Genomic DNA, 24,927 nt, shown 5'->3' with positions numbered 1-24,927 from the left:
TCAGCCTTTGGCCGGTCGCGGGGCCAGGCGCCGCAACAGGTTGAGTGCGAGGTTCTGGGCAACACCACAAAGCGCCTGCAGCTTGCTCAGCGGCGAGAGAAGCGCGAGGCACTCGCTGGCGACCTGGCCGAGGAAGTACTCGTACAGCTCGCGTTTGCCGATGCGCTGGTAGTAACGGGCCAGGCAGTAATGGGCGTGCAGGGTCATCTGGATGCGCTGCCGGCTGGGGCGCATGGAGAAAATGCCGCCTTCGTGAACGCGGTAGGCCGCCGGCTTGATCTCGTCGATGAACTTGCCTTTGCCGTGGGCACCGAGCAGCGACCACCAGCAGATGTCCAGCACTTCCACGCCGAGCAGTTCGGGTGGCAGCTCCTGCAGCAGGTTGCGAAAGCACACAGTCAGCGTGGAGAACGGCCGGCCCTGCATCAGCTCGCGTGCGCTGGCGTCCTGGCGCAACTTGCCGGTGAACTGCGGGCTGCGGATGACGCCCTGGCTGTTGAACATGAAGGCGTCGTGGTAGGTCAGCACGTAGTCGTGGTGGCGTTCGAGAAAATCCACCTGGATCTGCAGCTTGCGCGGATCGGTCCAGTAGTCGTCGCCCTCGCAGTAGGCGATGTAGCGACCCGCCGCACGGGCGAACAGCCGCGTGCTGAACGGTACGCCGAGGCTGAACTGGTTCTGCTGCTGGTAGATCGGCTTGACGATGCCCGGGTAGCGCGCGGCGTACTCGGCGATGATCGCGGCGGTCGCATCGGTGGAGGCGTCGTCATGCACGATCACTTCAAAAGGGAAATCCGTTTCTTGCTGGAGAAAACTCTCCAGGGTCTTCCTGATAAAGGGAGCGTGGTTGTAGGTCAGGCAGATGATGCTCAGCGTCGGCTCGGTGCGGCCTTGCCAGCGCGACCTGATGGCGTATTCGCTCTTCAATTCCATGTCACAGGCTCGGTTTGGTGATCAACACGTAGAGTTTGAGAACCAGCGGCCGGGAGCTGGCGGCGACCAGGACCAGGCAGATCAGGCCGCTGCTGGCCAGCCCCAGCAGGATGTCGATGCGCTCGTCGCTGGCGATGGCGTCGAACAGCGGCTCGCCGACCAGCAGGCCGAGAACGGTCATGGCGGTGATACGAACCAGGTCTTTCAGCCAGATGCCGTGCAGACCCGGAACGAAGCGCCGGTGTACCAGCGGCGGCCAGATGACGAAGGTGATCAACCGCAGGCCGAACCACGCCAGTGCCGCACCGAGCGCGCCATGCTGCAGCACGGCCCAGACCACCAGCGGAATGCTGATCGCCGTGGATACGACGCTGAACCAGATGTGCAGGCGCAGCTCGCCGAAGGCGTACTGCAGGTAGAACTGGAAGGCACCTACCGCCAGGATCGCGCTGCCCAGCACGTACCAGGCGAGGATCGGCTCGCTCCACGCCGCGGCCTGCGCATCGCCGGTCCAGGCGAAAATCAGCTCGCGCGAGTGGAAGGCAATCACCGCCGCCAGCGGGAACAGCACGCTGCAGACGAAGCGGCTGGCGTTGAGGTACAGCGCGCGCATGTCGGCGATCCGCCCTTCGGCGGTAAGCATGGTCATGCGCGGCAGCAGTGTCTGCACCAGCGGGTTGGTCAGGGTGAGCAACCCGGTGGCGATCAGCGCGACCAGCGAGTAATAGCCGTACTCCTTGAGCAGCAGCACCTTGGAGAGCAGCACCTTGTCCAGCTGCGTGAGGACGATCCACAGCACCGAGGTGAGCGTCATCCCCGCCGCGAAGGGCAGTACCGGCCGGACCACCGTCCAGTCGAAACCGGTGAACAGATGCGGATTGGGCATCAGCGCATAGGCGCGCGAGGCCATCAGCAGAGTTTCGATCAGCGCGACCGCGACCTGGAAGACGAAGAAGTCCCGCGGGTCCTGTGTCACGAAGGCGACCAGAAACAGCCCGCCGAAGTAGCGCAGGGTGGCGATCAGCATGTTCGCGCCGTTCAGCCAGCCGTGCAGTTCCAGCCCCTGCAGGCCGCTCTTGTACAGCGTCGCGTATAGCCGCAGGCCGACCAGCACGCCCATCAGGCTGATGCACTGGGCGAGTGTGGCGCCACTGAGTTCGTGGGACTGCAGCCAGTGTTCGGCAATCCAGCCGCTGGCGGCGTGGATGCTGGCCCACGTCAGCAGGGCGATGGGGACGAAGATGATCTCGAACGAGCGCAGCAGGCGGCCCGGTTCGCTCAGCCGGGCAAAATCCGTGGCCTGCCCTCGGTAATGGGCGATCTGCCGCACCAGCGAGGGCGACAGGCCGGCATCGAGCAGTTGTAGCCAGGCCTGCAGTACCGCGAAGAAGCCGATCAGTCCATACGCTTCGGCGCCCAGGTGGCTGAGGTAGAACGGCAGGATGACGATACCGACCAGCAAGGCGTAAGCCTGGCCAAGGTAGTTCAGGCCGGTGTTGCGCAGTACCGAAAGCCGTTTCGGGTCAGGCATGGTGATAGGTGCGTCCATTCGAATCAGGAAATACGCTTGCAGGTGGCGCCGGTGAGCTGCGGCTGTACCAGGTCGAGAGCCCGGACCAGCGGGTTGAACAGCGCGCGGCTGGCCTGTTCGCTATGAATCGATTCATGAATCAGGGTATGAATGACGCGGCTCTGCACCTTGGGCGGTAAGCCTGGGTAGATCGGCAGGCAAAGCACGCGGCGACTGAGCGCGCGCGAGCGCGGCTGCGGTGCCTGCGGCTGCAGGTATTCCAAGGTGTCCAGCGAGGGGTAGAAATAGCGCCGCGGATTGATGCCGTTGTCGTTCAGCTGCTCACGGCTGCGCAGTAGCTGCAGTTCGTTCGCCAGCGCAACGGGAAAGTAGCTGTAGTTGCGCTGGCTGCCCGGTTGCGGCGCCTGCAGGTCGAAATAGCCACCCAGTTCGCGCTCGTAGCGTTGGCCGATCTGGGCACGCTGATCGAGGATGTCCTCGATGTCGTCGAGGATGCACAGCCCCATCGCCGCGGAGAATTCGTTGAGCTTGGCGTTGATGCCGATGCCCTGAATGATGTCGGTATCGACAATGCCGAAGTTGCACAGCAGGCGAATCCGTGCGGCCAGCGCATCATCGTTGGTGACGATCGCGCCACCCTCGATGGTGTGAAACAGCTTGGTGGCATGAAAACTCAGGGTGCTGATGTCGCCCCAGTTGAACACCGACTGGCCGCCGTGACGCACGCCGAACGCGTGGGCACCGTCGTACACAACCTTGAGGTTGTGCCGGTTCGCGATGCGCTGGATGTGTTCGACCGCGCAGGGATTGCCGAACACATGGGTGGCAACGATGGCGCTGGTATCGGGGGCGATGCACGCTTCGATCCGCTCGGGATCGATGTTCCATGTGGCTTCGTCGATGTCGGCAAAGATCGGCCGGATGCCTTCCCATTGCAGGGAGCTGGTCGTGGCCACGAAGCTGAACGGCGTGGTGATCGCGCTGCCGGTGAGCCCCAGGGCGCGGTAGGCGATCTGCAGGGCGATGGTGCCGTTGTTGGTGAGAATGATGTTCCTCACACCCAGGTATTCCTGCAACCGCTGTTCCAGCGCCATCACCAACGGGCCCTGGTTGGTCAGCCAGCCCGTGTCGTAGATGCGGTCGACGTAGGCTATGAACTTGTCTTTGTTGCCCAGGTAAGACTTGGTCACGTTGATCATGTCGATTTCCTTATCGGGCCATGGGGCCCTTCTCCGGTTTCTGGCCGGCAAGGGGAGGGCAGTCAGACGGCGTGCTGGTCGCTTATCTGGCTGGCGCGACGTGCACGGTGCTGGTTGACCGTCAGGATCAGGCTGGTCAGCAGGCTGCCGGCATGCGGATCGCCGTAGTGGAAGATCGCCGTGGCACGGCGATAGGCCGGGTTGCAGGGCTCATTGGCGTGCAGTGAGCGATAGCCCCAGAACAGATAGAGGTTGCCGGGCACCAGACGCAGACGCTGCGGCCGAAGCAAATGCAGCCGTATGCCGAGGCTGATCAGCTTGCGTGTGAAGGCGTTCTGCACCAGCGCCTTCTCCAGCACATTGAGCAGCACACTGGGGCGAACACGGCGCCGATTGGCGAATAGCAACAGATCGCCGCGCTCGTTCGGCTTGCCCTGTTGGGGGATTTCGATAGGGAGCAGGGCGGTCACCAGACTGGCATCGAAGTGAAAGCAGTTGGACTCGCGCCGTCCGCTGCCTCCCTGAACGCAGCGCAATACGGGGAATATTTCAGAACTCGGCGCGCTGTTACCGACCGCCTGTCGATAAACATCGGCGAGCATCTTCTGGAAATCAGGCGACGCCTTCAGCGCAACGAGCGGACTTCCCGCCAGCGCATTGTCGCCGTGATACGCGAAGTAGTTGCCTTCATGTCGCTCGGCCTCAATGGAAAGCTGCTCGCGAAGTTCTTCAAGCTGCGATCTGCTGAGGAAATCGGGAATGCAGGCGTAACCGTCTTTGTTTATTGCGTTGGCAATAAGAGCGGTGGAACTATTGTCTAAGTTGCTAGTTTGGGCGCGCACAAGTTTCTCCCGCAGAAAAGAGGGAAATATGAAGATTGTCTTTACATGAACTTTTTTATCTGACGGTGAGTTTTCCGCCTTGAGCCAGGGCGATTCACATTACAGAGAGAAACGAGTGTGTCTTTCGCACTTTCGCCTAGCTGGCGTATATATGAGTTTTGGCTTCTGGAGTCTGTGTGGGCATCCGGCAATGCTACCGCCCACCGGCGTTTCAGACCGTTTCGCCGTTCAGTGATCTTTTACCGTCTTGACTCAGATTCCGCACTGCAAAGCCGTTAACTGCCCAATAACTTTTATTTGGGCAAAGCTACCGCACTTACCTCTCTTTGCGGTTCTTGAACTGACAATTTTTCGGGGCTTCGCTGGCGGTATAACTCAGCTGCTGAACTTGATCGCTCCCGATGATCTTAACTGCTCGCAGCGCACTACTCCGTTCGGCAATAGATATCCGTCAAACTGTGATCGAAGTCAAGCTCGCGGAGACGTTTTTTTGTTGCTTGGCGAAGCCAGCTGAGTCGGCTCGTATAACCTGCTGAAAGGTAAAGAAAATTTATTTTGACGGTTCCTGCAAGAATCAATCCTTGGGTGGATTGCGATTCTCTTGTCTATATTTCAATTGTTGCTAATAGTTGAGTGCTTTACTAAGCGAACGCCTATGGAAATAAGCGCTCTTTTTTAAATGCTATCTGGAATAAGTGTTTGAGAAATGAGAGTTGCTTTCATTTCGTGCGATAAGCCGCCGCAGAGGCCGGCAGGCGGGGCGAGGAGGGATAACGGCTCGTGCCTAAGACGCTTCACACAATGAGCGCAGAAACGAAAAAGGCCACTCGATGAGTGGCCTTTTTGAATTGGTTGCGGGAGCCGGATTTGAACCGACGACCTTCGGGTTATGAGCCCGACGAGCTACCAGACTGCTCCATCCCGCGCCGTGAATTCTACGCATTGAGCGTCGGCTGTCAAGCTATTTCTTGAAAAATTAGCTTTTTTATCAGCGAGTTAGCTTCGCAGCGCGCTGTACAGATAAACAAAAAAGGCCACTCGATGAGTGGCCTTTTGAATTGGTTGCGGGAGCCGGATTTGAACCGACGACCTTCGGGTTATGAGCCCGACGAGCTACCAGACTGCTCCATCCCGCGGCGCGAATTCTACAGGTTCTGTCGTGATTGTCACGACCTGATTAGAAAATTTTTCTGAGCGGCATCGGCAGGCTGAATATCTTCGCCGCCGAGCGATTGCGGTGGCGTACGCGTGGACGATGGTGGCGACGGGCGATCCGCATCATGCCCCATAGCAGCGCCAGCGCGACCAGGAACCAGCCGAAGAGCATCAACATAAGGGTGAAGGCGGGCGTCATCATGTAGCGCATCCTGTGCTGTGAGTCTCGTCCTGTGGCTATGCAGTGGACCTTGTGTGCCCGAAGCGGTTCCAGACCGGCCGGAACGCCTGTGCGGCACGTACGGCCTAAACTGCAGGGGAATAAAGGAGGAGACAGCCATGCGTGTTCATCTTCTGCTCGCGTTCGGGGTTGTGTGGTGGGCGAGCGCTGCAACCGCGCAATCGGACGGCGTGTCGCCGGAGCGTGGAACTACCGACGACGGCGCGCGAGAAACCGAAACCGTCGTTAAGGGATGGTCGGAAGCGGACAAGGCCCCGGATGAGGCGTCGAAACGCTTGGCGGTACCGCTTGAGCGCAATGCCGGCGAACCCGGTCATGGGGGCAATGAGACCGATATGGTCCACCACCGACGAGAGCTGCGAGACAAGTTCGACGATTGATCGGGTGCGTTGCCTCGAGGACGCCAGGAACAGGCTTCGCTCGGCATTCATCGGTGCGGCCGATCTCCGTACAATGCCGTCCCTTTTTCACGAGACGTCGCAACATGCAGATCGCTCTTGCACCGATGGAAGGACTGGTCGATGAGATCCTGCGCGATGTTTTGACCCGGGCGGGTGGCGTCGACTGGTGCGTGACCGAGTTCATTCGCGTCTCGGACCGCCTTCTGCCGCAGAGCAGCTTCCGCAAACTAGCACCGGAGCTGACCGAGGGTGCGGTGACGCGTGCCGGTACGCCAGTGCGGGTGCAGCTGCTGGGCTCCGATCCGGCCTGCCTGGCGGACAATGCCGCCTATGCCTGCACGCTGGGAGCGCCGGCCATTGACCTGAACTTCGGCTGCCCGGCGCGAACGGTCAACAAATCGCGCGGCGGCGCCGTGCTGCTCAAGGAACCAGAGCTGCTGCACGCCATTGTCTGCGAGGTGCGCCGCAGCGTTCCGGCGCATATTCCGGTGACCGCGAAGATGCGCCTGGGCTTCGACAGTCCGGATGGCGCCCTCGATTGCGCGCGTGCATTGACTGCTGGCGGCGCGCAGCAGTTGGTGGTGCATGCGCGCACCAAGCTGGACGGCTATAAGCCCCCGGCGCATTGGGAATGGGTAGCTAGGGTGCGTGATGTGGTGGATGTGCCGGTGTACGCCAATGGCGAGATCTGGTCGGTGGCTGACTGGCGCCGCTGCCGCGAGGTCAGTGGCGTCGAGGATGTGATGCTCGGGCGCGGGCTAGTTTCGCGTCCCGATCTGGCCCGTCAGATCGCGGCGGCGAGGCAGGGGCAGGCGCTGGCTGAGATGAGCTGGGACGCCTTCAAGCCCATGCTGGCCGATTTCTGGCGCCAGGCCCGCGGCAAGATCGCACCGCGCTACGCGCCTGGCCGACTCAAGCAATGGCTTGCATTGCTGACGCGCAATTATCCGCAGGCGTCGACATTGTTCGCCGAGCTTCGTCGGGAGAACGACTGCGAGCGGATCGATGCGTTGCTTGGCGTGGATACCCAGGCCATCCGTCAGCGCGCCCTGGCGTAGGGCGCTCACCGTCCGCCGCTGACGTCCAGCAATGCGCCGCTGGTATAGCTGGCGCCGTCACTGGCGAGCCAGAGGATGGCTTCGGCGACCTCACGCGCGTCACCACCGCGTCCGAGCGGTACGCTTGTCCTGACCCGCTCGATCCGGTCCGGCTCGCCGCCGCTGGCGTGGATGTCAGTATGGATAACGCCGGGGCGCACGGCATTGACGCGAATACCTTCGGCGCCCACTTCCTTGGCCAGTCCCAGCGTCATGCTGTCAATGGCGCCCTTGGCTGCCGCATAGTCGATGTACTCGCCCGGGGCGCCGAGACGCGCGGCTGCCGAGGAAAGATTGATGATCGCGCCGCCATGCCCGCCGTGGCGGGTCGACATCCGTTTGATCGCCTCGCGGGCGCAGAGAAAGCTGCCGATCACATTGGTGCCAAGCACGCGGCTCCAGCGTGCCGCATCCATTTGCTCCAGGCGCATCTGTCGCTCCAGCATGCCGGCGTTGTTGACCAGTACGTCGAGGCGGCCGAATTCCCTGTCAAGCGCGGTGAACAGGTCGAGCACTTCATCTTCGCGAGAGACATCGGCCTGTACCGCGATGCCTTGTACGCCGAGCCGCTGGGCCTCGTGCAATACCTGGCGCGCGGCATCTTCCCGATGGTGATAATTCAGGCACAGGGCATAGCCCTGTTCTGCCGCCAGTTGCGCGGTGGCGGCGCCGATGCCACGGCTGGCGCCGGTGATCAGCATGACCTTGGACATGGCGGGCCTCTTTATTGATCGTTTGCCTTGCGTCCGGCGGTACCCGCCACGCTATCGAGCAGGGCCATGAACGCCCTTGCGGCATTGGATAGCGTTCGCTCGGTGTGCCGGATATAGCCTAGCTGGCGCGTCAACTGAATGCCTGGTAGATCCAGGCGCACCACCTGCTCGTCGAGCATGCTGCGAGGCAGAACGCTCCAGGCGATGCCGATGGAAACCATCATCTTGATCGTTTCCATATAGTTGGTACTCATGGTGATGTTGGGCGTCAGTCCTTCGCGTTCGAACAGGCGGTGCGCGATGTGATGAGTGAAGGTGTTGCCGCCGGGAAATACCGCGGGATGGCTGGAGATATCCGCCAGTGTGATCGTGGGCCGGCGTGCCAGCGGATGTTCGGGCGCGACGACGAAGTCGAGCGGGTCGTCCCAAACCTTCACTGCCTTCACCGGCTCGGCCGTCTGCGGCGCCAGGGTGATGACCGCCAGTTCGGCACGCCCATGCAGGACCTCGTCGTAGGCGATCTCCGAATCGAGAAAGCGAATGTCCAGGTTCACTTGCGGGTGGGCCCGGGTGAACGCGCGCAGCAGCGGCGGCAGGCGATGCAGGCCGATGTGATGGCTGGTGGCGAGTGACAGCCGCCCGCCGATGTCGCCGTTGAGATTGGTCAGGGCGCGGCGGGTGTCCTCCAGAACGTTGAGAATCTGGTAAGCACGTGGCTGCAACGCGCGGCCGGCCTCGGTAAGCCCGATTTCGCGACCCAGCCGATCGAACAGGCGCACATCGAGTTGCCCTTCCAGTGCGGCGATCCGCTTGCTGACGGCCGGTTGCGTCAGATGCAGGCGCTCGGCAGCCAGGGAGAAGCTGCCGGTTTCGGCGACTGCAATAAAGGCATTGAGGTTGGCAAGGTCCATGGGGCTTCCGAATCGTTGAGTGGTGCCACGAGCGGGGCAGTTGGGTGCTAACCAGCGGCCTGTGCGATTCCTGTAGGGAATGCTTTGGATAAAAAATATGAATTTGAGTAATTCAAATCAAGCCCCTAGGATCGCCCCATAAGCGCAAGGGCTATTCGCCCCGCATAGAAAGCAGATGAGGAAAACTCCGATGGCCGGCAAAACGCTCTACGACAAGCTTTGGGAGATGCACGAGGTGAAGCGGCGCGACGATGGTTCGTCGCTGATCTATATCGATCGTCACATCCTGCACGAAGTGACTTCGCCTCAGGCCTTTGAAGGGCTGCGCCTTGCCGGCCGCAAGCCGTGGCGCATCGACGCCAATATCGCGACGCCGGACCATAACGTGCCGACGACCAAGGGTGAGCGCCAGGGCGGCCTGGAAGCGATCGCCGACGAGGTCTCGCGCATTCAGGTGCAGACACTGGACGAGAACTGCGACGACTTCGGCATCCTCGAATTCAAGATGAACGACGTACGTCAGGGCATCGTCCACGTCATCGGCCCGGAGCAGGGCGCCACTCTGCCCGGCATGACCGTGGTCTGCGGCGACTCGCATACTTCCACCCACGGCGCCTTCGGTGCCTTGGCGCACGGTATCGGCACTTCGGAAGTCGAGCACGTGCTGGCCACTCAGTGCCTGGTCGCCAAGAAGATGAAGAACATGCAGGTGCGCGTCGAAGGCAAACTGCCGTTTGGCGTCAGTGCCAAGGACATCGTGCTCGCGGTGATCGGCAAGATCGGTACCGCCGGTGGCAATGGTCATGCCCTGGAGTTTGCCGGCAGTGCCATTCGCGACCTGTCGATGGAGGGCCGCATGACCCTCTGCAACATGGCCATCGAGGCTGGCGCCCGTGTGGGGATGGTCGCCTGCGATGAGAAGACCGTCGCCTATGTAGAAGGGCGGCCCTATGCACCGAAGGGGGCGGATTGGGAAAAAGCGGTCGAAGTCTGGAAAGACCTGGTGTCCGATGAGGACGCGGTATTCGACACCATCGTCGAGTTGAAGGCAGAGGACATCAAGCCTCAGGTCAGCTGGGGCACCTCGCCGGAAATGGTGCTGGCGGTCGATCAGCGCGTGCCAGACCCGGCCGCCGAAAGCGATCCGGTGAAGCGCGATTCCATCGTGCGGGCTCTGAAGTACATGGGCCTTAGCGCCAACCAGCCGATCACCGAAATCAAGCTCGATCGCGTGTTCATCGGTTCGTGCACCAATTCGCGCATCGAAGATCTGCGTGCTGCCGCCGAGGTAGCCAAGGGCCGCAAGGTCGCGGCGAACGTCAAGCAGGCGCTGGTGGTGCCGGGTTCCGGTCTGGTCAAGCAGCAGGCCGAGGCCGAGGGGCTGGACAAGATTTTCATCGAGGCCGGCTTCGAATGGCGTGAGCCGGGCTGCTCCATGTGTCTGGCGATGAACCCGGACAAGCTGGGCAGCGGCGAGCATTGCGCGTCGACCTCCAACCGCAACTTCGAAGGGCGTCAGGGTGCCGGTGGTCGTACTCATCTGGTGAGCCCGGCCATGGCCGCCGCCGCCGCGGTAACCGGTCGTTTCATCGATGTTCGCGAACTGATCCAGGCCTGAGGAGCAACAGCATGAAAGCCTTTACCCAACACACCGGCCTGGTCTGCCCGCTGGATCGCGCCAACGTCGATACCGACCAGATCATTCCCAAGCAATTCCTTAAGTCGATCAAGCGTACCGGCTTCGGTCCTAACTTGTTCGACGAGTGGCGCTATCTGGATGTCGGTCAGCCGAACCAGGACTGTTCCAACCGCCCGCTGAACAAGGAGTTCGTGCTGAACTTCCCGCGCTTCCAAGGCGCCAGTGTGCTGCTGGCGCGCGAGAACTTCGGCTGCGGCTCGTCCCGAGAGCATGCTCCGTGGGCGCTGGATGAGTACGGTTTTCGCGCCATCATCGCGCCGAGCTTCGCCGATATCTTCTTCAACAACAGTTTCAAGAACGGCCTGCTGCCGATCGTGCTGAAAGAAGAGGAGGTCGATGCGCTGTTCCAACAGGCCGAGGCCATCGAGGGCTATCAACTCACCGTCGATCTGCAGGCCCAAACCGTGACGCGCCCGGATGGCGTGCAGTATCGCTTCGAGATCGACGCCTTCCGCAAGCATTGCCTGCTCAACGGTCTGGACGATATTGGCCTGACCTTGCAGGACGCCGACGCGATTCGCGCGTTCGAGGAAAAGCACCGCACGAGTCAGCCTTGGCTGTTCGGCGCGATCAAATGATATGAAGCGGGAAGGTGGGTGATCTGTCATTCACCTCGTTTCGCAGGATTTCGGCGGATGAGGTAATCAACCGCCCCACGAAAAATCGAGGAAACAATGAGCAAGCAGATTCTGGTTCTTCCGGGTGACGGTATCGGTCCGGAAATCATGGCGGAAGCCGTCAAGGTACTGCAGCTGGCCAACGACAAGTTCCAGCTCGGCTTCGAGCTGAGTTACGACGAGCTGGGCGGCGCCGCGGTCGACAAGTATGGCGTACCACTGGCCGACGAAACCCTGGAGCGTGCCCGCAAGGCGGACGCCATCCTGCTGGGTGCCGTGGGTGGCCCGAAGTGGGACACCATCGATCCAGCCATTCGCCCCGAGCGCGGCCTGCTGAAGATCCGTTCGCAGCTGGGCCTGTTCGGCAACCTGCGCCCGGCGCTGCTATATCCGCAACTGGCCGATGCCTCGACCCTGAAGCCGGAGATCGTCGCGGGTCTGGACATCCTCATCGTGCGTGAGCTGACTGGCGGCATCTATTTCGGTCAGCCGCGCGAGAGCAAGGTGCTCGAGAATGGTGAGCGCATGGCCTACGACACCCTGCCGTACAGCGAAAGCGAGGTCCGCCGCATCGCCAAGGTTGGTTTCGATATGGCGATGTTGCGCAACAAGAAGCTCTGCTCGGTGGACAAGGCCAACGTACTGGCTTCTAGCCAGCTGTGGCGCGCGGTGGTCGAGGAAGTGGCCAAGGATTACCCCGAGGTCGAGCTGTCGCACATGTACGTCGATAACGCCGCCATGCAACTGGTGCGCGCACCCAAGCAGTTCGACGTGATCGTTACCGACAACATGTTCGGCGACATCCTGTCCGACGAGGCTTCCATGCTCACCGGCTCCATCGGCATGCTGCCATCCGCCTCGCTGGATGCTAGCAACAAGGGCATGTACGAGCCCTGCCACGGCTCAGCGCCGGATATCGCCGGCAAGGGCATTGCCAACCCGTTGGCAACCATTCTCTCGGTTTCGATGATGCTGCGTTACAGCTTCAATCAGGTCACTGCGGCGGACGCCATCGAGCGGGCGGTCAGTGATGTGCTCGACCAGGGGCTGCGTACCGGCGATATCTGGTCTGAGGGCTGCACGAAGGTAGGTACTCAGGCAATGGGTGATGCGGTAGTCGCGGCGCTCGCGAAGTTGTAAGCTCTTCGCCCGCCTTTCTATATGTGCGGGCCACTTTTTCTATAGGTGTAGTTGCGATGAAACGTGTAGGTCTGATCGGTTGGCGCGGGATGGTCGGTTCCGTGCTCATGCAGCGGATGCTGGAAGAGCGGGATTTCGATCTGATCGAGCCGGTGTTCTTCACCACCTCGAACGTTGGCGGCCAGGGGCCGGCCATCGGCAAGGAAACCGCTCCGCTGAAGGATGCCTACAGTATCGATGAGCTGAAGGCGCTGGACGTGATCCTGACCTGCCAAGGCGGTGACTATACCAACGAGGTTTTCCCGAAGCTGCGCGAAGCAGGTTGGCAAGGCTACTGGATCGATGCCGCCTCGGCACTTCGTATGCAGGATGACGCCGTTATCGTGCTCGACCCGGTGAACCGCCGCGTGATCGACCAGCAGCTGGATGCCGGTACCAAGAACTACATCGGCGGTAACTGCACTGTCAGCCTGATGCTGATGGGCCTCGGTGGTTTGTTCGAGGCGGGGCTCGTGGAATGGATGAGCGCCATGACTTATCAGGCTGCATCCGGCGCTGGCGCTCAGAACATGCGCGAACTGATCAAGCAGATGGGAACCATCAACGCCGCCGTTGCCGAAGACCTTGCCAATCCGGCGAGCGCCATTCTGGATATCGACCGCAAGGTTGCCGAGAGTCAGCGAGGTGAAGCGTTCCCCGTCGATAACTTTGGTGTACCGCTGGCCGGCAGCCTGATTCCCTATATCGACAAGGAACTGCCCAACGGGCAGAGCCGTGAGGAGTGGAAGGCGCAGGCCGAGACCAATAAGATCCTTGGTCGATTCAAGAACCCGATTCCGGTTGACGGTATCTGCGTGCGCATCGGCGCTATGCGCTGCCACAGTCAGGCATTGACCATCAAGCTGAACAAGGATGTGCCGATTTCGGATATCGAAGGGCTGATCAGCCAGCACAATCCGTGGGTCAAGCTGGTGCCGAATCATCGAGAGGCCAGCATGCAGGAGCTGAGCCCGGCGGCCGTCACTGGCACGTTGAGCGTACCGGTCGGACGGTTGCGTAAGCTCAACATGGGCTCCCATTTCCTCGGGGCCTTCACCGTTGGTGATCAATTGCTATGGGGGGCTGCGGAGCCCCTGCGTCGGATGCTCCGCATACTTCTTGAGCGTTGAGGCACTTTTAAAAACCGCGGTCAGCCGCGGTTTTTTTTCGTCTGCATCCTGCAGGCTGAATGTAGGCAAGTGCCAAATATCAGGTGGGTTACTTCGTCGAACGGTGCGCGGTGAGCGTTGGGGCTGGTGGGCAGCGAGCCGGGGGCTTCGGCGTGAAGAGGCGCTACAGCGCGCAGAGGGGGCGGCCGGTCAAATTGTGGATTGAGTCTGATAACGTGCTAAAAGCGGCGGCGTGGAATGCCCCGCTGTCCGCCAAGTTGTTGATAAAACACCATCTGTAAAAGATACTTACCGGTAATTCGAAGAACTTTTCTAAGTTGTGCTAGTACGGCCTATCGCTGATCGGGGCGCTGCAAAGCGCGGGCAGTGACATAAGACCCTTTCTCAAGCTTCGAGAAAAAGATAAACAAAGGATAGACAATGGTTCGGGTTCGAAATCTGGTACTGGCAATTGCAGCTGCTACTGCGCTGACTACCGAGGTGGCCCATGCGCTGGGGCTTGGTGAGGTCCGGCTGCAATCGTCGCTGAATCAACCACTGGTTGCGGAAATCGAACTGCTTGACGCAAAAATGCTCGCTCCGGGCGAGGTGGTTCCTTCTCTCGCCTCCGTTGAGGAGTTCAACCGCGCCGGAATTGATCGTCAGTACTTTCTGACTGATCTGAAATTCACTCCGGTGCTGCGGCCGGACGGCAAAAGCGTCATCCGAGTCTCATCGACCAAGCCGGTACGTGAGCCTTATCTCAATTTTCTGGTTGAGGTTCTATGGCCCAGCGGTCGCTTGTTGCGTGAGTACACGTTGTTGCTGGACCCCCCGCTTTATTCTCCCGAAACCGTAGCTGCTGTTGCTCCGCAGTTGCCGATCACCTCGGTGGCACCGGCCCGCACGCCGACTGTTTCGCCTGCGCCGAGTCAGGTGAGGTCGCCGTCATCCGCGTCGACGACCGGGCAGGTGGTTGAGCGTGTGCCGACCAGCTCCGAGTACAAGACCTCTTCGCACGATACACTCTGGGAAATTGCCGAGCGAAACGCTGGCTCTGGCACGGTCCATCAGACCATGCTCGCGATTCAGGATTTGAATCCAGATGCCTTTATCGGTGGCAACATCAACCGCATGAAGAGTGGCCAAGTCCTTCGTCTGCCCAACACCGAGCAGATCAGCAGCCGCACTCAGGCCGAGGCCATTGCGCAGGTCGCTGAGCAGAATACGATCTGGCGGCAGGGGCGCACCGCGCCTCGCGATGTGGCGAAACAGATCGATGCGACTCGCCGGACCAACGCAGGCGAGGCGCCTGCCCAAAGTGATAGTCGAGATAACCTGCGGCTTGTAGCTCCGGATACAGGAAAGTCCACCGCTGGCAGTGATACTGGCTCCAGCGGCGACAGCAAGGCGCTCCGTGATCGCCTTGCCACTACCCAAGAGAGTCTCGACTCCAGTCGGCGCGAAAATGTCGATCTGAAAGAGCGCTTGGATGAGCTGCAAGGTCAGCTGGAGAAACTGCAGCGCCTGATGCAGCTTAAGGATGATCAGCTGGCCAAGCTGCAGGCTCAGCTGGCAGTCGATGGCGAGACGAGCAATGCTGAACGTCCGTCGCAAGATGATGTTCGGGCAGTTCAAGCTGATTCCGTGTCTGCTTCTAAACCGCAGAGCGATGAAACAGATCACGCGAGCGAGAACAAGGCCGAGCTGACAACTGATCAGGAGGCAGCGGCAAGCGCTGCGGCGGCTGCTTCGCAGAGCGCCCAGCCTTCCAAGCCGGCGGCGGCCCCAGCGCCAGCACCGAAGCCGACTTCTGCAAATCCTGTGGATGCGACTCCTGAAGAGCCGAGTTTGCTTGACGACTATCTGGCCAACCCGATGCTGCTCGGTGTGCTGGGTGGAAGCGCGCTGCTACTGTTGCTGGTTGGGCTGATGGCGCTATCCCGTCGTAACGCAATGAAGGAAGCCGAGCTTCAAGAGCAACTCCTCGCGGAGAGTGAGAACGAAAGCTTCAATTTGCAGCCCGGGGCGCTACAGGATTTGCATTCAGACTCTGATGCATCGCTCCCGAGCACCACTGCTACGTTTGTCGAAACCGAACCGGTTGCTCCGACGCATGCCTCTACCGGCGATGCTCTGGCAGAAGCTGATATCTATATTGCCTATGGTCGTTTCAATCAGGCCGCCGAGCTGCTTCGCAACGCCCTGAACGACGAACCGCAGCGCAGTGATTTGCGTCTTAAACTGATGGAGGTTTATGCAGAGCTGGGTGATCGTGACGGTTTTTCTCGCCAAGAGTCGGAGTTGCGCGAAATTGGCGGTGCCGGTAGCGATATCGAACGGCTCAAGCTCAAGTATCCGGCCATCGCCACCACAGCCGTCGCGGCAGTAGCAACACATGCCGATCTTGATAATTTCGATCTGGACGATCTGCAATTCGAGGAGCAGGTATCTGCGAGGGCTGCCGGGCAGGATCCGGACGACGCCTTCGACCTGAGTTTGGACGATCTGGATATCGATCTGGACAGCGATCAGGCCGGTCTGACCCCGGCTACGCCAATCAGCGAAACCGCACAGGCTGAAACCCTGAACTTCGATGATCTTTCGGTTGATGAGCCGGCGCCCAGCGCGGCAGAGAATGCAGGTGCTGACGATGGTTTTGCCGACTTGACAGAAAAGTCCCCGTCAGCAGTTTCTCTGTCTGATGAGCTGGATGATTTCTCCTTCGATCTCGGAACTGAAGAGCAAGGCGTTTCTGTGGAGGGGGGGCAGCCGTCGGTAGAAAACTACAGTTTCGATCTGAACGATTCCCTGGAAGACGTTGCGGCCAATCGCGGTGGCACGGTAGATGAGGAGCTGCTGTCGGCGGACTTCGATCTGTCTTTTGATCATGAGCCAATGAGCGAGTCGCAAGTTGAGGGCGCCGCTGACGATAGTGTTGATTTTGATATTCCCGCTGGCAGTCTGGATGACACTAAAACAGCGTCTCCAGACCTTTTGAGTGTCGAGCCTGAAAGCGCCGCAGAGGAGGATGATTTCAACTTCTTCGCGGATACCGATGAGGCCACTACCAAACTCGATCTTGCCCGCGCTTATATCGACATGGGCGATGCCGAAGGCGCTCGCGATATTCTCGACGAGGTACTTTCGGAGGGGAGCGAGCAACAGCAGCAAGAGGCGAGAGAGATGCTCGCCAAGCTGGCTTGATGCTTCACGACGTACCTGAAGCGGCAGCCGAATCGGCTGCCGTTGGCGTTTCCAGAATTGCACTGGGTGTCGAGTACAAAGGGTCGCGTTACCGCGGCTTCCAGCGCCAGCGTGCGGGTGTGCCTTCAGTCCAGGAAGCGCTTGAGCGCGCGTTGAGCAGAGTTGCCGGCGGACACCCCGTTGCCTTGAGCTGTGCAGGGCGCACTGACGCCCTGGTGCATGCGAGCGGGCAGGTGGTGCACTTCGATACTTCGGTTGAGCGCAGCATGCACGCCTGGGTCATGGGGGCGAACATGAACTTGCCGGGTGATATCAGCGTAACTTGGGCAAAGGCGATGCCGGCTCATTTCGATGCTCGTTTCAGTGCTATGGCGCGCCGATACCGATACGTTATCTATAACGACCAGATTCGTCCGGCCCACATGGCTGAAGAGGTTACCTGGAACCATCGGCCACTTGACATCGAATTGATGCGCGAGGCAGCCAAGTCGTTTGTCGGCACCCACGATTTCAGTGCCTTTCGGGCGCGCCAGTGCCAAGCCAAGTCGCCTGTGAAGACCGTGCATCATCTGCAGTTGCTTCAGCATGGCAAATTCATTGTGATCGACGTGCGTGCCAATGCCTTCCTGCATCACATGGTGCGCAATTTCGCCGGTGTTCTGATGACCATCGGAGCGGGCGAGCGCCCGGTCGAATGGGCTCAGCAGGTATTGCAGACGCGTATACGTCGAACCGGTGGGGTCACGGCTCATCCTTACGGACTGTACTTGGTGCGGGTTGAATATCCAGAAGAGTTTGAGCTGCCTCAACGGTATCTCGGTCCGCACTTTCTTTCCGGTCTTGCCGATTATCAGGATTCCCTCCCGAGCAATGACTAGCGTTGCGGCGCTAAGCTGGAATGGTCGCCTATAGTCACGCTCTGCAGGCTTCGGCTTGCAGGTAGCGCGGCTTTTGCTACCATCCGTTGTCTTTCGCAAAGGTAGTAAGACTTGTCGGTCGTTCGAAGCAAAATTTGTGGGATTACGCGGGTTGAGGACGCGTTGCTCGCCGCGGAGGCTGGGGCGGACGCCATCGGTTTGGTGTTTTATGCCAACAGTCCACGTGTGGTCGACATCAGGCGGGCGCGTGAAATCGTCGAGGCGTTATCTCCGTTTCTGACCGTGGTCGGACTTTTTGTCGACGCCAGTCGCTGCGAGGTCGAACATATTCTGGATGCGGTTGCGCTCGATGTGTTGCAGTTCCACGGCGATGAGGAACCTGCCGACTGCGCAGGATTCCATCGACCTTGGTTCAAGGCGTTACGTGTTTCGCCTGGGCGCGATATTGGCGCCGCGGCAGCACGATATGCTGCGGCCGGAGCTAGCGCACTGTTACTCGATACCTACGTAGCGGGCGTTCCCGGCGGGACGGGAACCCGTTTCGACTGGTCGCTTATTCCTGACGATTTGCCCAAGCCTTTGATACTGGCGGGCGGCCTGACCTGCGACAACGTGGTCGATGCAATCGCGCAGGTACACCCTTATGCGGTTGATGTGAGCGGTGGCGTTGAGTTGAGCAAAGGCATCAAGAGCGCCGAAAAAGTTCGCGCGTTCGTTCAACGAGTTCGCTCTGTCATGTGACGCTTGGCGGCTCTTTGCCGTCCAGTACGAATCGCCGATGCGGCCGGCGCCGGGCAGTTGGCTTGCCCGCAAGAGTGGGGGCCTCATCTTTAGCGAATGCGGAGTGCCGAGCCGCAACAATACATTGATCGGGGCGCGAGGTTGATGCGGCCCGAATGGAAGCTTTGGAGAACAAGAGCATGAGCAACTGGTTGGTAGACAAGCTGATCCCTTCGATCATGCGTTCCGAGACACAGAAGAGCTCGGTACCCGAGGGGCTGTGGCACAAGTGTCCCTCCTGCGAGGCTGTGCTGTATCGCCCTGAACTGGAAAAGACGCTGGATGTTTGTCCGAAATGCCAGCATCACATGCGCATTGACGCTCGTACCCGGCTGGACATTTTTCTCGATGCCGAGGGCCGCGAGGAAATTGCCAGCGACCTGGAGCCAGTGGATCGACTCAAGTTTCGGGACAGCAAGAAGTACAAGGATCGCTTGTCTGCTGCGCAGAAACAGACTGGTGAAAAGGATGCTCTGATCGCGATGCAGGGTACTTTGTTCAAGGTGCCGGTCGTCGCCTGTGCCTTTGAATTCTCCTTCATGGGCGGTTCGATGGGCGCTATCGTTGGTGAGCGCTTCGTGCGAGCCGCCAATGTGGCGCTGGAGCTGCGTTGCCCTCTGATATGCTTCTCTGCCTCCGGCGGCGCGCGCATGCAAGAAGCGCTGATTTCGCTGATGCAGATGGCAAAAACGTCCGCTGTGCTGGCCCGCATGCGTGAAGAAGGGCTGCCTTTCATCTCCGTACTGACCGATCCGGTATATGGTGGTGTTTCGGCCAGCTTGGCCATGCTGGGTGACGTCATCGTCGCGGAGCCGAAAGCCCTGATTGGCTTCGCCGGCCCGCGAGTTATCGAGCAGACCGTTCGCGAGAAACTCCCTGAGGGCTTCCAGCGCAGCGAGTTCCTGCTGGATCACGGTGCCATCGATCTTATTATCCCGCGTGCCGAGCTACGACCCCGTCTTTCCCGTCTGCTTGCGCAGTTGCAGCGACTGCCGGCGACCGTTGCGCCTGCGCAGGTTGCGGCTTCTGCATGAGCGCCCGCGGCCTCGCAGATTGGCTGAGTTATCTTGAGCAACTGCACCCCTCGGCCATCGACATGGGGCTCGAGCGGGTTCGCGAGGTCGCGCAGCGGCTCGGCCTGGGGCGTCCCGCACGAAAGGTGATCACCGTCACCGGGACCAATGGCAAAGGTTCCAGTTGCGCCTTCATCGCCTCGTTGCTGCAGGCCCAGGGCCTCAGTGTCGGTGTCTACGCATCGCCGCATCTGCTGCGCTACAACGAGCGGGTGCGCATCGGGGGGCTGGAAGTTGATGATGACTCGCTCTGCGAGGCTTTCGAGGCTGCCGAACGGGCGCGAGAGAATACGTCACTTACCTATTTCGAGATGGGTACCTTGGCGGCTTTATGGCTTTTCCAGCGAGCCGGACTTGACGCCGCGGTTCTGGAGGTCGGCCTTGGCGGGCGACTGGACGCTGTCAATCTGATCGATGCCGATGTGGCGGTGATCACCAACATCGGTCTCGATCACGCCGAGTGGCTGGGCGATGATCGGGAAAGCGTCGGTTACGAAAAGGCGGGGATTCTCCGCCGCACCGTTCCGGCCGTATGCGGTGATCTGGAGCCACCAGTGTCGGTGCTGAGGCAGGCCGAGAAGCTGGAGGTGCCTTTGCATCTCCGTGGCCGGGATTACGATCTTGCGAGCGGGGTAGCCGGCTGGCACTGGCGCGGCGTCGATGTGGCCGGCCAATCACGCGAACTGCATGATCTCCCACTGTTGTCGCTGCCGCTGGAGAATGCTGCGCTTGCGCTGCAGGTCTACGCGTTGCTGGATTTGCCGTGGCAACCCGAGACTCTGGCAAAGGCGTTACAGCAAACCCGCATCAGTGGCCGCTTCGACCGCCGGACGATTCGCTGGAACGGGCGCACGCTCACTCTGTTATTGGACGTCGCGCACAACCCCCATGCGGCCAGCTACCTGGCCAGCTATCTCGAACAACAGTTATTGACCGGCCGGCGCCTGGCTGTGTTCGGTTTGCTGGCGGACAAGGACCTTGCCGGCATCCTGGATATCCTGCTGCCGCACGTGAGCGAGTGGGCGGTTGCGCCGCTTGCCAGCCCGCGTTCGCGCCCCGCAGCGGAACTGCACGCGGCCTTGGTTGAGCGCAAGGCCGCGGTGAGCACCCATGCATCGCTCATGCAGGCGCTAGAGTCGCAGTGCGAAAAAGCCGGTGAGCAGGACGAGATTCTGTTATTCGGATCGTTCTATTGCGTAGCCGAAGCGCTGCAATGGATCGCCACGCGTATGGAGGAAGCGGGAGATGGCACTGCTTGATAAAGGATTGAAACAGCGCATGGTCGGCGCGTTGGTGCTGATCGCCCTGGCGGTGATCTTCGTGCCGATGCTGTTCACTCGCGAAGACGACCTGCGCCATGTCGTTGTCGATGCCCCGGCTATGCCCAATACGCCGCCGGTGGCTCAGATCGAAATCGAGCCGGTGGAAGTCCCGGAACCTAAATCAATTCCCGAGGGTTTCGAGATCGTCGAAGACAATGCCAGTGCTCAGGCGGCGGCTGTCCCTTCAGCTGTGCCGACCGAGTCGCCGGCGGTGGCCGAGTCGGAGCAGGTGAAAGCACCTGCGCAGGCGAATCCTGTACCGCAGCCTCGCGTGGATGCCGATAACCTGCCAGTGAGCTGGTCCATCCAGTTGGCCAGCCTGTCCAATCGAGCGGGTGCAGAGAAGCTGCAGAAGACCCTGCGTGAGCAGGGCTATAACGCCTACATTCGCACCGCAGACGGAATGAACCGGGTGTTTGTCGGGCCACTCATCGAGCGTGACGAGGCCAACCGTTTGCGCGATCAGCTGCAGCGCCAGCAGAAGCTGAATGGTTTCGTGGTGCGCTTCAAACCGGAACCGCGCTGAGCCGGACCAGATCCGGCGAGCGCGAGCTTCGTCGAGCGGGGGTTGCGCTCGGCGCGATCGCGCAGGGTGTTTGTGCTTACTCCGTCGCCGGCCGTCTGCTAAAATGCGCCGCCTTTCCTCTATGCAGAAGACGTCGTGGTTTTTACCTGGGTCGATTGGATCATCATCGCCGTCGTTGCTGTCTCCAGTCTGATCAGTCTGAAGCGAGGCTTCGTCAAGGAAGCCTTGTCGCTGCTGACCTGGATCATTGCCGGGGTGATCGCCTGGATGTTCGGCGGTGCCTTGTCGCATCATCTGGCAGAGTTCATCAGCACGCCCTCGGCACGAATCATCGCGGCTTGCGCCATCCTGTTCATCGCCACGCTGCTAGTGGGGGCGCTGGTCAATTTCCTGATTGGTGAACTGATTCGGGTGACCGGTCTGTCCGGTACCGATCGTTTGTTGGGCATGGTATTCGGTGCGGCGCGTGGTGGACTGCTGGTGGTAGTGCTGGCCGGCTTGCTCAGCCTTGCGCCGGTTCAGGAGGATCTCTGGTGGAAGGAGTCGGTTCTGCTACCGCACTTTCTGCTGGTTGCCGATTGGTCCAAGAACCTGATTCTCGAGTTCAGCAGCCAATGGCTGGCCAGTTCGCTCGATCCGTCCGGTTCTGCAAAATTTATTGAAGACGCTTCTGGCAGTTTCCTGCCTGCGCGTCAGCCTGAAACAAACTGAGAGGTTCCTTGCATGTGTGGCATTGTCGGCATCGTCGGTAAGTCGAACGTCAATCAGGCGCTGTACGACGCGCTTACCGTACTGCAGCATCGTGGGCAGGATGCCGCCGGTATCGTCACCAGCCACGACGATCGCCTGTTTCTGCGCAAGGACAACGGTCTGGTGCGAGACGTGTTCCAGCAGCGTCACATGCAGCGTCTGATCGGTAATATGGGCATCGGCCACGTCCGCTACCCCACCGCCGGCAGTTCCAGTTCGGCCGAAGCGCAGCCGTTCTATGTCAACTCGCCCTACGGCATCACGTTGGCACACAACGGCAATCTGACCAACGTTGAGCAGCTCACCAAGGAAATCTACGAGTCGGATCTGCGCCATGTGAACACCAGCTCGGACTCGGAAGTGCTGCTCAACGTGTTCGCTCATGAACTGGCGGTACGCGGCAAGCTGCAGCCAACCGAGGAAGACGTGTTCGCCGCGGTCAGCAAGGTCCACGAACGCTGCCGAGGGGGGTATGCGGTTGTGGCTATGGTGACGGGCTACGGCATCGTTGGCTTCCGTGACCCAAATGCAATCCGTCCGATTGTCTTCGGCCAGCGTCATACCGATGAAGGCGTCGAGTACATGATCGCCTCGGAAAGCGTCTCGCTCGACGTGCTCGGCTTCACCGTGATCCGTGACCTGGCGCCGGGTGAGGCGGTGTATATCACCACTGATGGCCGGTTGTTCACCCGTCAATGCGCGGACGCTCCGAAGCTCTCGCCGTGCATTTTCGAGTACGTCTATCTGGCGCGCTCCGATTCCCTGATGGATGGCGTGTCGGTGTACAAGGCGCGCCTGCGCATGGGCGAGAAACTGGCGGACAAGATTCTGCGCGAGCGTCCCGAGCATGATATCGACGTGGTTATCCCGATTCCGGATACCAGCCGTACTGCTGCGCTCGAACTGGCGAACCGGCTGGGGGTGAAATTCCGTGAAGGCTTCGTCAAGAATCGCTATATCGGCCGGACCTTCATCATGCCCGGCCAGGCAGCGCGCAAGAAGTCGGTGCGCCAGAAGCTCAACGCCATCGACCTCGAATTCCGCGGCAAGAACGTGTTGCTGGTTGATGATTCGATCGTGCGTGGTACCACCTGCAAGCAGATCATCCAGATGGCGCGCGAGGCTGGCGCGAAGAACGTGTACTTCTGTTCGGCAGCGCCAGCGGTGCGCTACCCGAACGTTTACGGCATCGACATGCCCAGCGCCCATGAGCTGATCGCGCACAACCGCAGCACTGAGGAAGTGGCCGAGCTGATCGGCGCCGACTGGCTGATCTATCAGGACCTGGAGGATCTGATCGAAGCCGTCGGTGGCGGCAAGGTGAAGATCGAGCACTTCGATTGCGCGGTGTTCGATGGCAAGTACATCACCGGCGATATCGATGACGCCTATCTGCACCGGATCGAACAGGCGCGCAACGACCTCAGCAAGTCCAAGGCCAATGCCGTAAGCGCCATCATCGATCTGTACAACGACTAAGCTGGGCGCCGCGGTGCGGCTGCGGCGCTGGAGGTAGCAAGAATGACCACTGAGTGGGAAGCCGGGCGGCTGGACAGCGATCTCGACGGCGTCGGGATCGACACTCTGGCCGTACGTGCCGGGCAGCATCGCACCCCGGAGGCAGAGCACGGCGAGCCGCTGTTCTTCACCTCCAGCTATGTGTTTCGCAGCGCGTCAGCTGCGGCTGCGTGCTTTGCCGGTGAAGTGCCGGGTAACGTCTATTCGCGCTACACCAACCCCACGGTGCGCACCTTCGAAGAGCGAATCGCGGCGTTGGAAGGTGCCGAGCAGGCCGTCGCGACGGCGTCCGGCATGGCCGCGATTCTGGCGACCGTGATGAGCCTATGCTCGGCCGGCGATCATATTTTGGTGTCGCGCAGCGTGTTCGGCGCCACCGTTTCGTTGTTTGAGAAGTACTTCAAACGCTTCGGTGTGCAGGTCGACTACGTGCCACTGACCGATTTTTCGGCGTGGCAATCAGCCTTCAAGTCCAACACCAAACTGGTGTTCGTCGAGTCGCCGTCCAACCCGCTGGCGGAGTTGGTGGATATCGCTGCGCTGGCCCAACTCTGCCGAGCCAAAGGCGTATTGCTTGCGGTCGACAACTGCTTCTGCACGCCGGTGCTGCAGCAGCCTCTGGCGCTTGGCGCGGATATCGTCATTCATTCGGCGACCAAGTACATCGACGGGCAGGGGCGCTGTCTGGGCGGTGTGGTTGCGGGACGCTGCGAACAGATGAAGGAGATTGTCGGCTTCCTGCGTACCGCCGGTCCGACGCTCAGCCCGTTCAACGCCTGGGTCTTCCTCAAGGGGCTGGAAACCCTGCGCCTGCGCATGCAGGCCCATTGTGCCAGCGCACAGCAACTGGCCGAATGGCTGGAGCGCCAACCAGCGGTGGATCGGGTCTATTACGCAGGCTTGCCCAGCCACCCGCAGCATGAACTGGCGAAGCGTCAGCAGAAGGGTTTTGGTGCCGTGTTGAGCTTCGAGGTCAAAGGAGGCAAGGAGGGTGCTTGGCGCTTCATCGATGCCACCCGACTGATTTCCATCACGGCCAACCTGGGCGACAGTAAGAGCACCATCACCCATCCGGCCTCGACTACGCACGGCCGACTGTCTGCCGAGGATCGCGCCAGCGCCGGCATCAGCGACAGTCTGATCCGCGTGGCGGTCGGGCTGGAAGATGTCGCTGATCTGCAGGCCGATCTGGCGCGCGGCCTCGCGGCGCTTTGATTAGACCGAACGGCGGCTACTGCTGGCAGCC

At 60.5% G+C, this 24,927-nt stretch carries 22 protein-coding genes and 2 tRNA genes; 15 read left to right on the top strand and 9 right to left on the bottom strand.

The genetic code is table 11. The features are described from left to right. The 7 genes from U8L64_RS06755 to U8L64_RS06725 all read right to left on the bottom strand — a co-directional run bounded on the left by U8L64_RS06755 (window position 1) and on the right by U8L64_RS06725 (window position 5,862). Entirely contained in the window at window positions 1-933 is a 933-nt protein-coding gene (locus U8L64_RS06755) for a glycosyltransferase family 2 protein (RefSeq protein WP_054094897.1), read from the bottom strand. A gap of 1 nt (window position 934) precedes the next feature. Then, window positions 935-2,464, bottom strand: a complete 1,530-nt coding sequence (locus U8L64_RS06750) for a lipopolysaccharide biosynthesis protein (RefSeq protein ID WP_054094898.1) — start codon at window positions 2,462-2,464, stop codon at window positions 935-937. Between the two features lie 23 nt (window positions 2,465-2,487). Continuing rightward, window positions 2,488-3,663: a DegT/DnrJ/EryC1/StrS family aminotransferase gene (locus tag U8L64_RS06745; protein ID WP_333395038.1), complete on the bottom strand. Its 1,176-nt coding sequence runs from the start codon at window positions 3,661-3,663 to the stop codon at window positions 2,488-2,490. A 62-nt stretch (window positions 3,664-3,725) separates the two neighbouring features. Further along, the gene (locus tag U8L64_RS06740; protein ID WP_138299779.1) at window positions 3,726-4,505 is read right to left on the bottom strand and encodes a hypothetical protein; all 780 of its coding nucleotides are present in this window, start codon (window positions 4,503-4,505) and stop codon (window positions 3,726-3,728) included. An 849-nt stretch (window positions 4,506-5,354) separates the two neighbouring features. Then, window positions 5,355-5,431, bottom strand: a tRNA-Met gene (locus U8L64_RS06735). Window positions 5,432-5,564: 133 nt separating this feature from the next. Continuing rightward, a tRNA-Met gene (locus tag U8L64_RS06730) sits at window positions 5,565-5,641 on the bottom strand. 41 nt (window positions 5,642-5,682) lie between these two features. Next, a complete protein-coding gene (locus U8L64_RS06725; protein ID WP_043298957.1) occupies window positions 5,683-5,862 on the bottom strand; it encodes a hypothetical protein in 180 nt (59 codons plus the stop codon). Window positions 5,863-5,999: 137 nt separating this feature from the next. Between U8L64_RS06725 and U8L64_RS06720 the strand changes: the two genes are divergently transcribed. Next, window positions 6,000-6,281 carry a hypothetical protein gene (locus tag U8L64_RS06720; RefSeq protein WP_333395036.1) on the top strand — a complete coding sequence of 94 codons (282 nt, stop codon included), beginning with the start codon at window positions 6,000-6,002 and terminating at the stop codon, window positions 6,279-6,281. 104 nt (window positions 6,282-6,385) lie between these two features. Continuing rightward, a complete protein-coding gene (locus U8L64_RS06715) occupies window positions 6,386-7,360 on the top strand; it encodes a tRNA dihydrouridine synthase (protein WP_054094906.1) in 975 nt (324 codons plus the stop codon). Between the two features lie 5 nt (window positions 7,361-7,365). Here the strand turns inward: U8L64_RS06715 and U8L64_RS06710 are convergent, their stop codons facing one another. Further along, a complete protein-coding gene (locus U8L64_RS06710) occupies window positions 7,366-8,112 on the bottom strand; it encodes an SDR family oxidoreductase (RefSeq protein ID WP_138299782.1) in 747 nt (248 codons plus the stop codon). 11 nt (window positions 8,113-8,123) lie between these two features. Beyond that, window positions 8,124-9,023, bottom strand: a complete 900-nt coding sequence (locus tag U8L64_RS06705; RefSeq protein WP_333395031.1) for a LysR family transcriptional regulator — start codon at window positions 9,021-9,023, stop codon at window positions 8,124-8,126. Between the two features lie 190 nt (window positions 9,024-9,213). Here U8L64_RS06705 and leuC point away from each other — a divergent pair, with 190 nt between their 5' ends. From leuC to U8L64_RS06640, 13 genes are all read left to right on the top strand, one after another. Next, window positions 9,214-10,641: a 3-isopropylmalate dehydratase large subunit gene (leuC, locus tag U8L64_RS06700; RefSeq protein WP_054094909.1), complete on the top strand. Its 1,428-nt coding sequence runs from the start codon at window positions 9,214-9,216 to the stop codon at window positions 10,639-10,641. 11 nt (window positions 10,642-10,652) lie between these two features. Continuing rightward, window positions 10,653-11,300, top strand: a complete 648-nt coding sequence (gene leuD, locus U8L64_RS06695) for a 3-isopropylmalate dehydratase small subunit (protein WP_043298350.1) — start codon at window positions 10,653-10,655, stop codon at window positions 11,298-11,300. A 96-nt stretch (window positions 11,301-11,396) separates the two neighbouring features. Beyond that, complete coding sequence (gene leuB / locus U8L64_RS06690; protein ID WP_138299785.1) at window positions 11,397-12,479, top strand: 3-isopropylmalate dehydrogenase; 1,083 nt, start codon at window positions 11,397-11,399, stop codon at window positions 12,477-12,479. Window positions 12,480-12,535: 56 nt separating this feature from the next. After that, window positions 12,536-13,648, top strand: coding sequence for an aspartate-semialdehyde dehydrogenase (gene asd / locus U8L64_RS06685; protein WP_156714281.1), 1,113 nt, complete (start codon window positions 12,536-12,538; stop codon window positions 13,646-13,648). A gap of 420 nt (window positions 13,649-14,068) precedes the next feature. Further along, window positions 14,069-16,834, top strand: coding sequence for a FimV/HubP family polar landmark protein (locus tag U8L64_RS06680; protein ID WP_333395027.1), 2,766 nt, complete (start codon window positions 14,069-14,071; stop codon window positions 16,832-16,834). Then, a complete protein-coding gene (gene truA, locus U8L64_RS06675; protein ID WP_054094912.1) occupies window positions 16,834-17,712 on the top strand; it encodes a tRNA pseudouridine(38-40) synthase TruA in 879 nt (292 codons plus the stop codon). Before U8L64_RS06680 ends, truA begins: the two co-directional genes overlap by 1 nt. Before the next feature lie 111 nt (window positions 17,713-17,823). Next, window positions 17,824-18,453 carry a phosphoribosylanthranilate isomerase gene (locus U8L64_RS06670; RefSeq protein ID WP_333395024.1) on the top strand — a complete coding sequence of 210 codons (630 nt, stop codon included), beginning with the start codon at window positions 17,824-17,826 and terminating at the stop codon, window positions 18,451-18,453. A 179-nt stretch (window positions 18,454-18,632) separates the two neighbouring features. Further along, window positions 18,633-19,526: an acetyl-CoA carboxylase, carboxyltransferase subunit beta gene (gene accD, locus U8L64_RS06665; RefSeq protein ID WP_043298362.1), complete on the top strand. Its 894-nt coding sequence runs from the start codon at window positions 18,633-18,635 to the stop codon at window positions 19,524-19,526. Then, entirely contained in the window at window positions 19,523-20,824 is a 1,302-nt protein-coding gene (gene folC, locus U8L64_RS06660) for a bifunctional tetrahydrofolate synthase/dihydrofolate synthase (RefSeq protein WP_333395021.1), read from the top strand. Before accD ends, folC begins: the two co-directional genes overlap by 4 nt. Further along, window positions 20,811-21,413 carry an SPOR domain-containing protein gene (locus U8L64_RS06655; RefSeq protein ID WP_054094915.1) on the top strand — a complete coding sequence of 201 codons (603 nt, stop codon included), beginning with the start codon at window positions 20,811-20,813 and terminating at the stop codon, window positions 21,411-21,413. The genes folC and U8L64_RS06655 overlap by 14 nt, the downstream gene beginning before the upstream one ends. Window positions 21,414-21,548: 135 nt before the next feature. Then, complete coding sequence (locus U8L64_RS06650) at window positions 21,549-22,124, top strand: CvpA family protein (protein ID WP_043298368.1); 576 nt, start codon at window positions 21,549-21,551, stop codon at window positions 22,122-22,124. A gap of 12 nt (window positions 22,125-22,136) precedes the next feature. After that, window positions 22,137-23,642 carry an amidophosphoribosyltransferase gene (purF, locus tag U8L64_RS06645; protein WP_043298370.1) on the top strand — a complete coding sequence of 502 codons (1,506 nt, stop codon included), beginning with the start codon at window positions 22,137-22,139 and terminating at the stop codon, window positions 23,640-23,642. A 42-nt stretch (window positions 23,643-23,684) separates the two neighbouring features. Next, entirely contained in the window at window positions 23,685-24,896 is a 1,212-nt protein-coding gene (locus tag U8L64_RS06640) for an O-succinylhomoserine sulfhydrylase (RefSeq protein ID WP_043298372.1), read from the top strand. Window positions 24,897-24,927: the final 31 nt, after the last annotated feature.

The organism is Pseudomonas sp. FIP_A4, from assembly GCF_036701605.1.
Classification (GTDB): domain Bacteria; phylum Pseudomonadota; class Gammaproteobacteria; order Pseudomonadales; family Pseudomonadaceae; genus Stutzerimonas; species Stutzerimonas phenolilytica.
This window is presented reverse-complemented; position numbering and strand designations above follow the sequence as displayed.

Coding starts and splice junctions, on each gene's coding strand:
- U8L64_RS06755 (WP_054094897.1), bottom strand. CDS start 933: ATGGAATTGAAGAGCGAATACGCCATCAGGTCGCGCTGGCAAGGCCGC.
- U8L64_RS06750 (WP_054094898.1), bottom strand. CDS start 2,464: ATGCCTGACCCGAAACGGCTTTCGGTACTGCGCAACACCGGCCTGAAC.
- U8L64_RS06745 (WP_333395038.1), bottom strand. CDS start 3,663: ATGATCAACGTGACCAAGTCTTACCTGGGCAACAAAGACAAGTTCATA.
- U8L64_RS06725 (WP_043298957.1), bottom strand. CDS start 5,862: ATGATGACGCCCGCCTTCACCCTTATGTTGATGCTCTTCGGCTGGTTC.
- U8L64_RS06720 (WP_333395036.1), top strand. CDS start 6,000: ATGCGTGTTCATCTTCTGCTCGCGTTCGGGGTTGTGTGGTGGGCGAGC.
- U8L64_RS06715 (WP_054094906.1), top strand. CDS start 6,386: ATGCAGATCGCTCTTGCACCGATGGAAGGACTGGTCGATGAGATCCTG.
- U8L64_RS06710 (WP_138299782.1), bottom strand. CDS start 8,112: ATGTCCAAGGTCATGCTGATCACCGGCGCCAGCCGTGGCATCGGCGCC.
- U8L64_RS06705 (WP_333395031.1), bottom strand. CDS start 9,023: ATGGACCTTGCCAACCTCAATGCCTTTATTGCAGTCGCCGAAACCGGC.
- leuC (WP_054094909.1), top strand. CDS start 9,214: ATGGCCGGCAAAACGCTCTACGACAAGCTTTGGGAGATGCACGAGGTG.
- leuD (WP_043298350.1), top strand. CDS start 10,653: ATGAAAGCCTTTACCCAACACACCGGCCTGGTCTGCCCGCTGGATCGC.
- leuB (WP_138299785.1), top strand. CDS start 11,397: ATGAGCAAGCAGATTCTGGTTCTTCCGGGTGACGGTATCGGTCCGGAA.
- asd (WP_156714281.1), top strand. CDS start 12,536: ATGAAACGTGTAGGTCTGATCGGTTGGCGCGGGATGGTCGGTTCCGTG.
- U8L64_RS06680 (WP_333395027.1), top strand. CDS start 14,069: ATGGTTCGGGTTCGAAATCTGGTACTGGCAATTGCAGCTGCTACTGCG.
- truA (WP_054094912.1), top strand. CDS start 16,834: ATGCTTCACGACGTACCTGAAGCGGCAGCCGAATCGGCTGCCGTTGGC.
- accD (WP_043298362.1), top strand. CDS start 18,633: ATGAGCAACTGGTTGGTAGACAAGCTGATCCCTTCGATCATGCGTTCC.
- folC (WP_333395021.1), top strand. CDS start 19,523: ATGAGCGCCCGCGGCCTCGCAGATTGGCTGAGTTATCTTGAGCAACTG.
- U8L64_RS06655 (WP_054094915.1), top strand. CDS start 20,811: ATGGCACTGCTTGATAAAGGATTGAAACAGCGCATGGTCGGCGCGTTG.
- purF (WP_043298370.1), top strand. CDS start 22,137: ATGTGTGGCATTGTCGGCATCGTCGGTAAGTCGAACGTCAATCAGGCG.
- U8L64_RS06640 (WP_043298372.1), top strand. CDS start 23,685: ATGACCACTGAGTGGGAAGCCGGGCGGCTGGACAGCGATCTCGACGGC.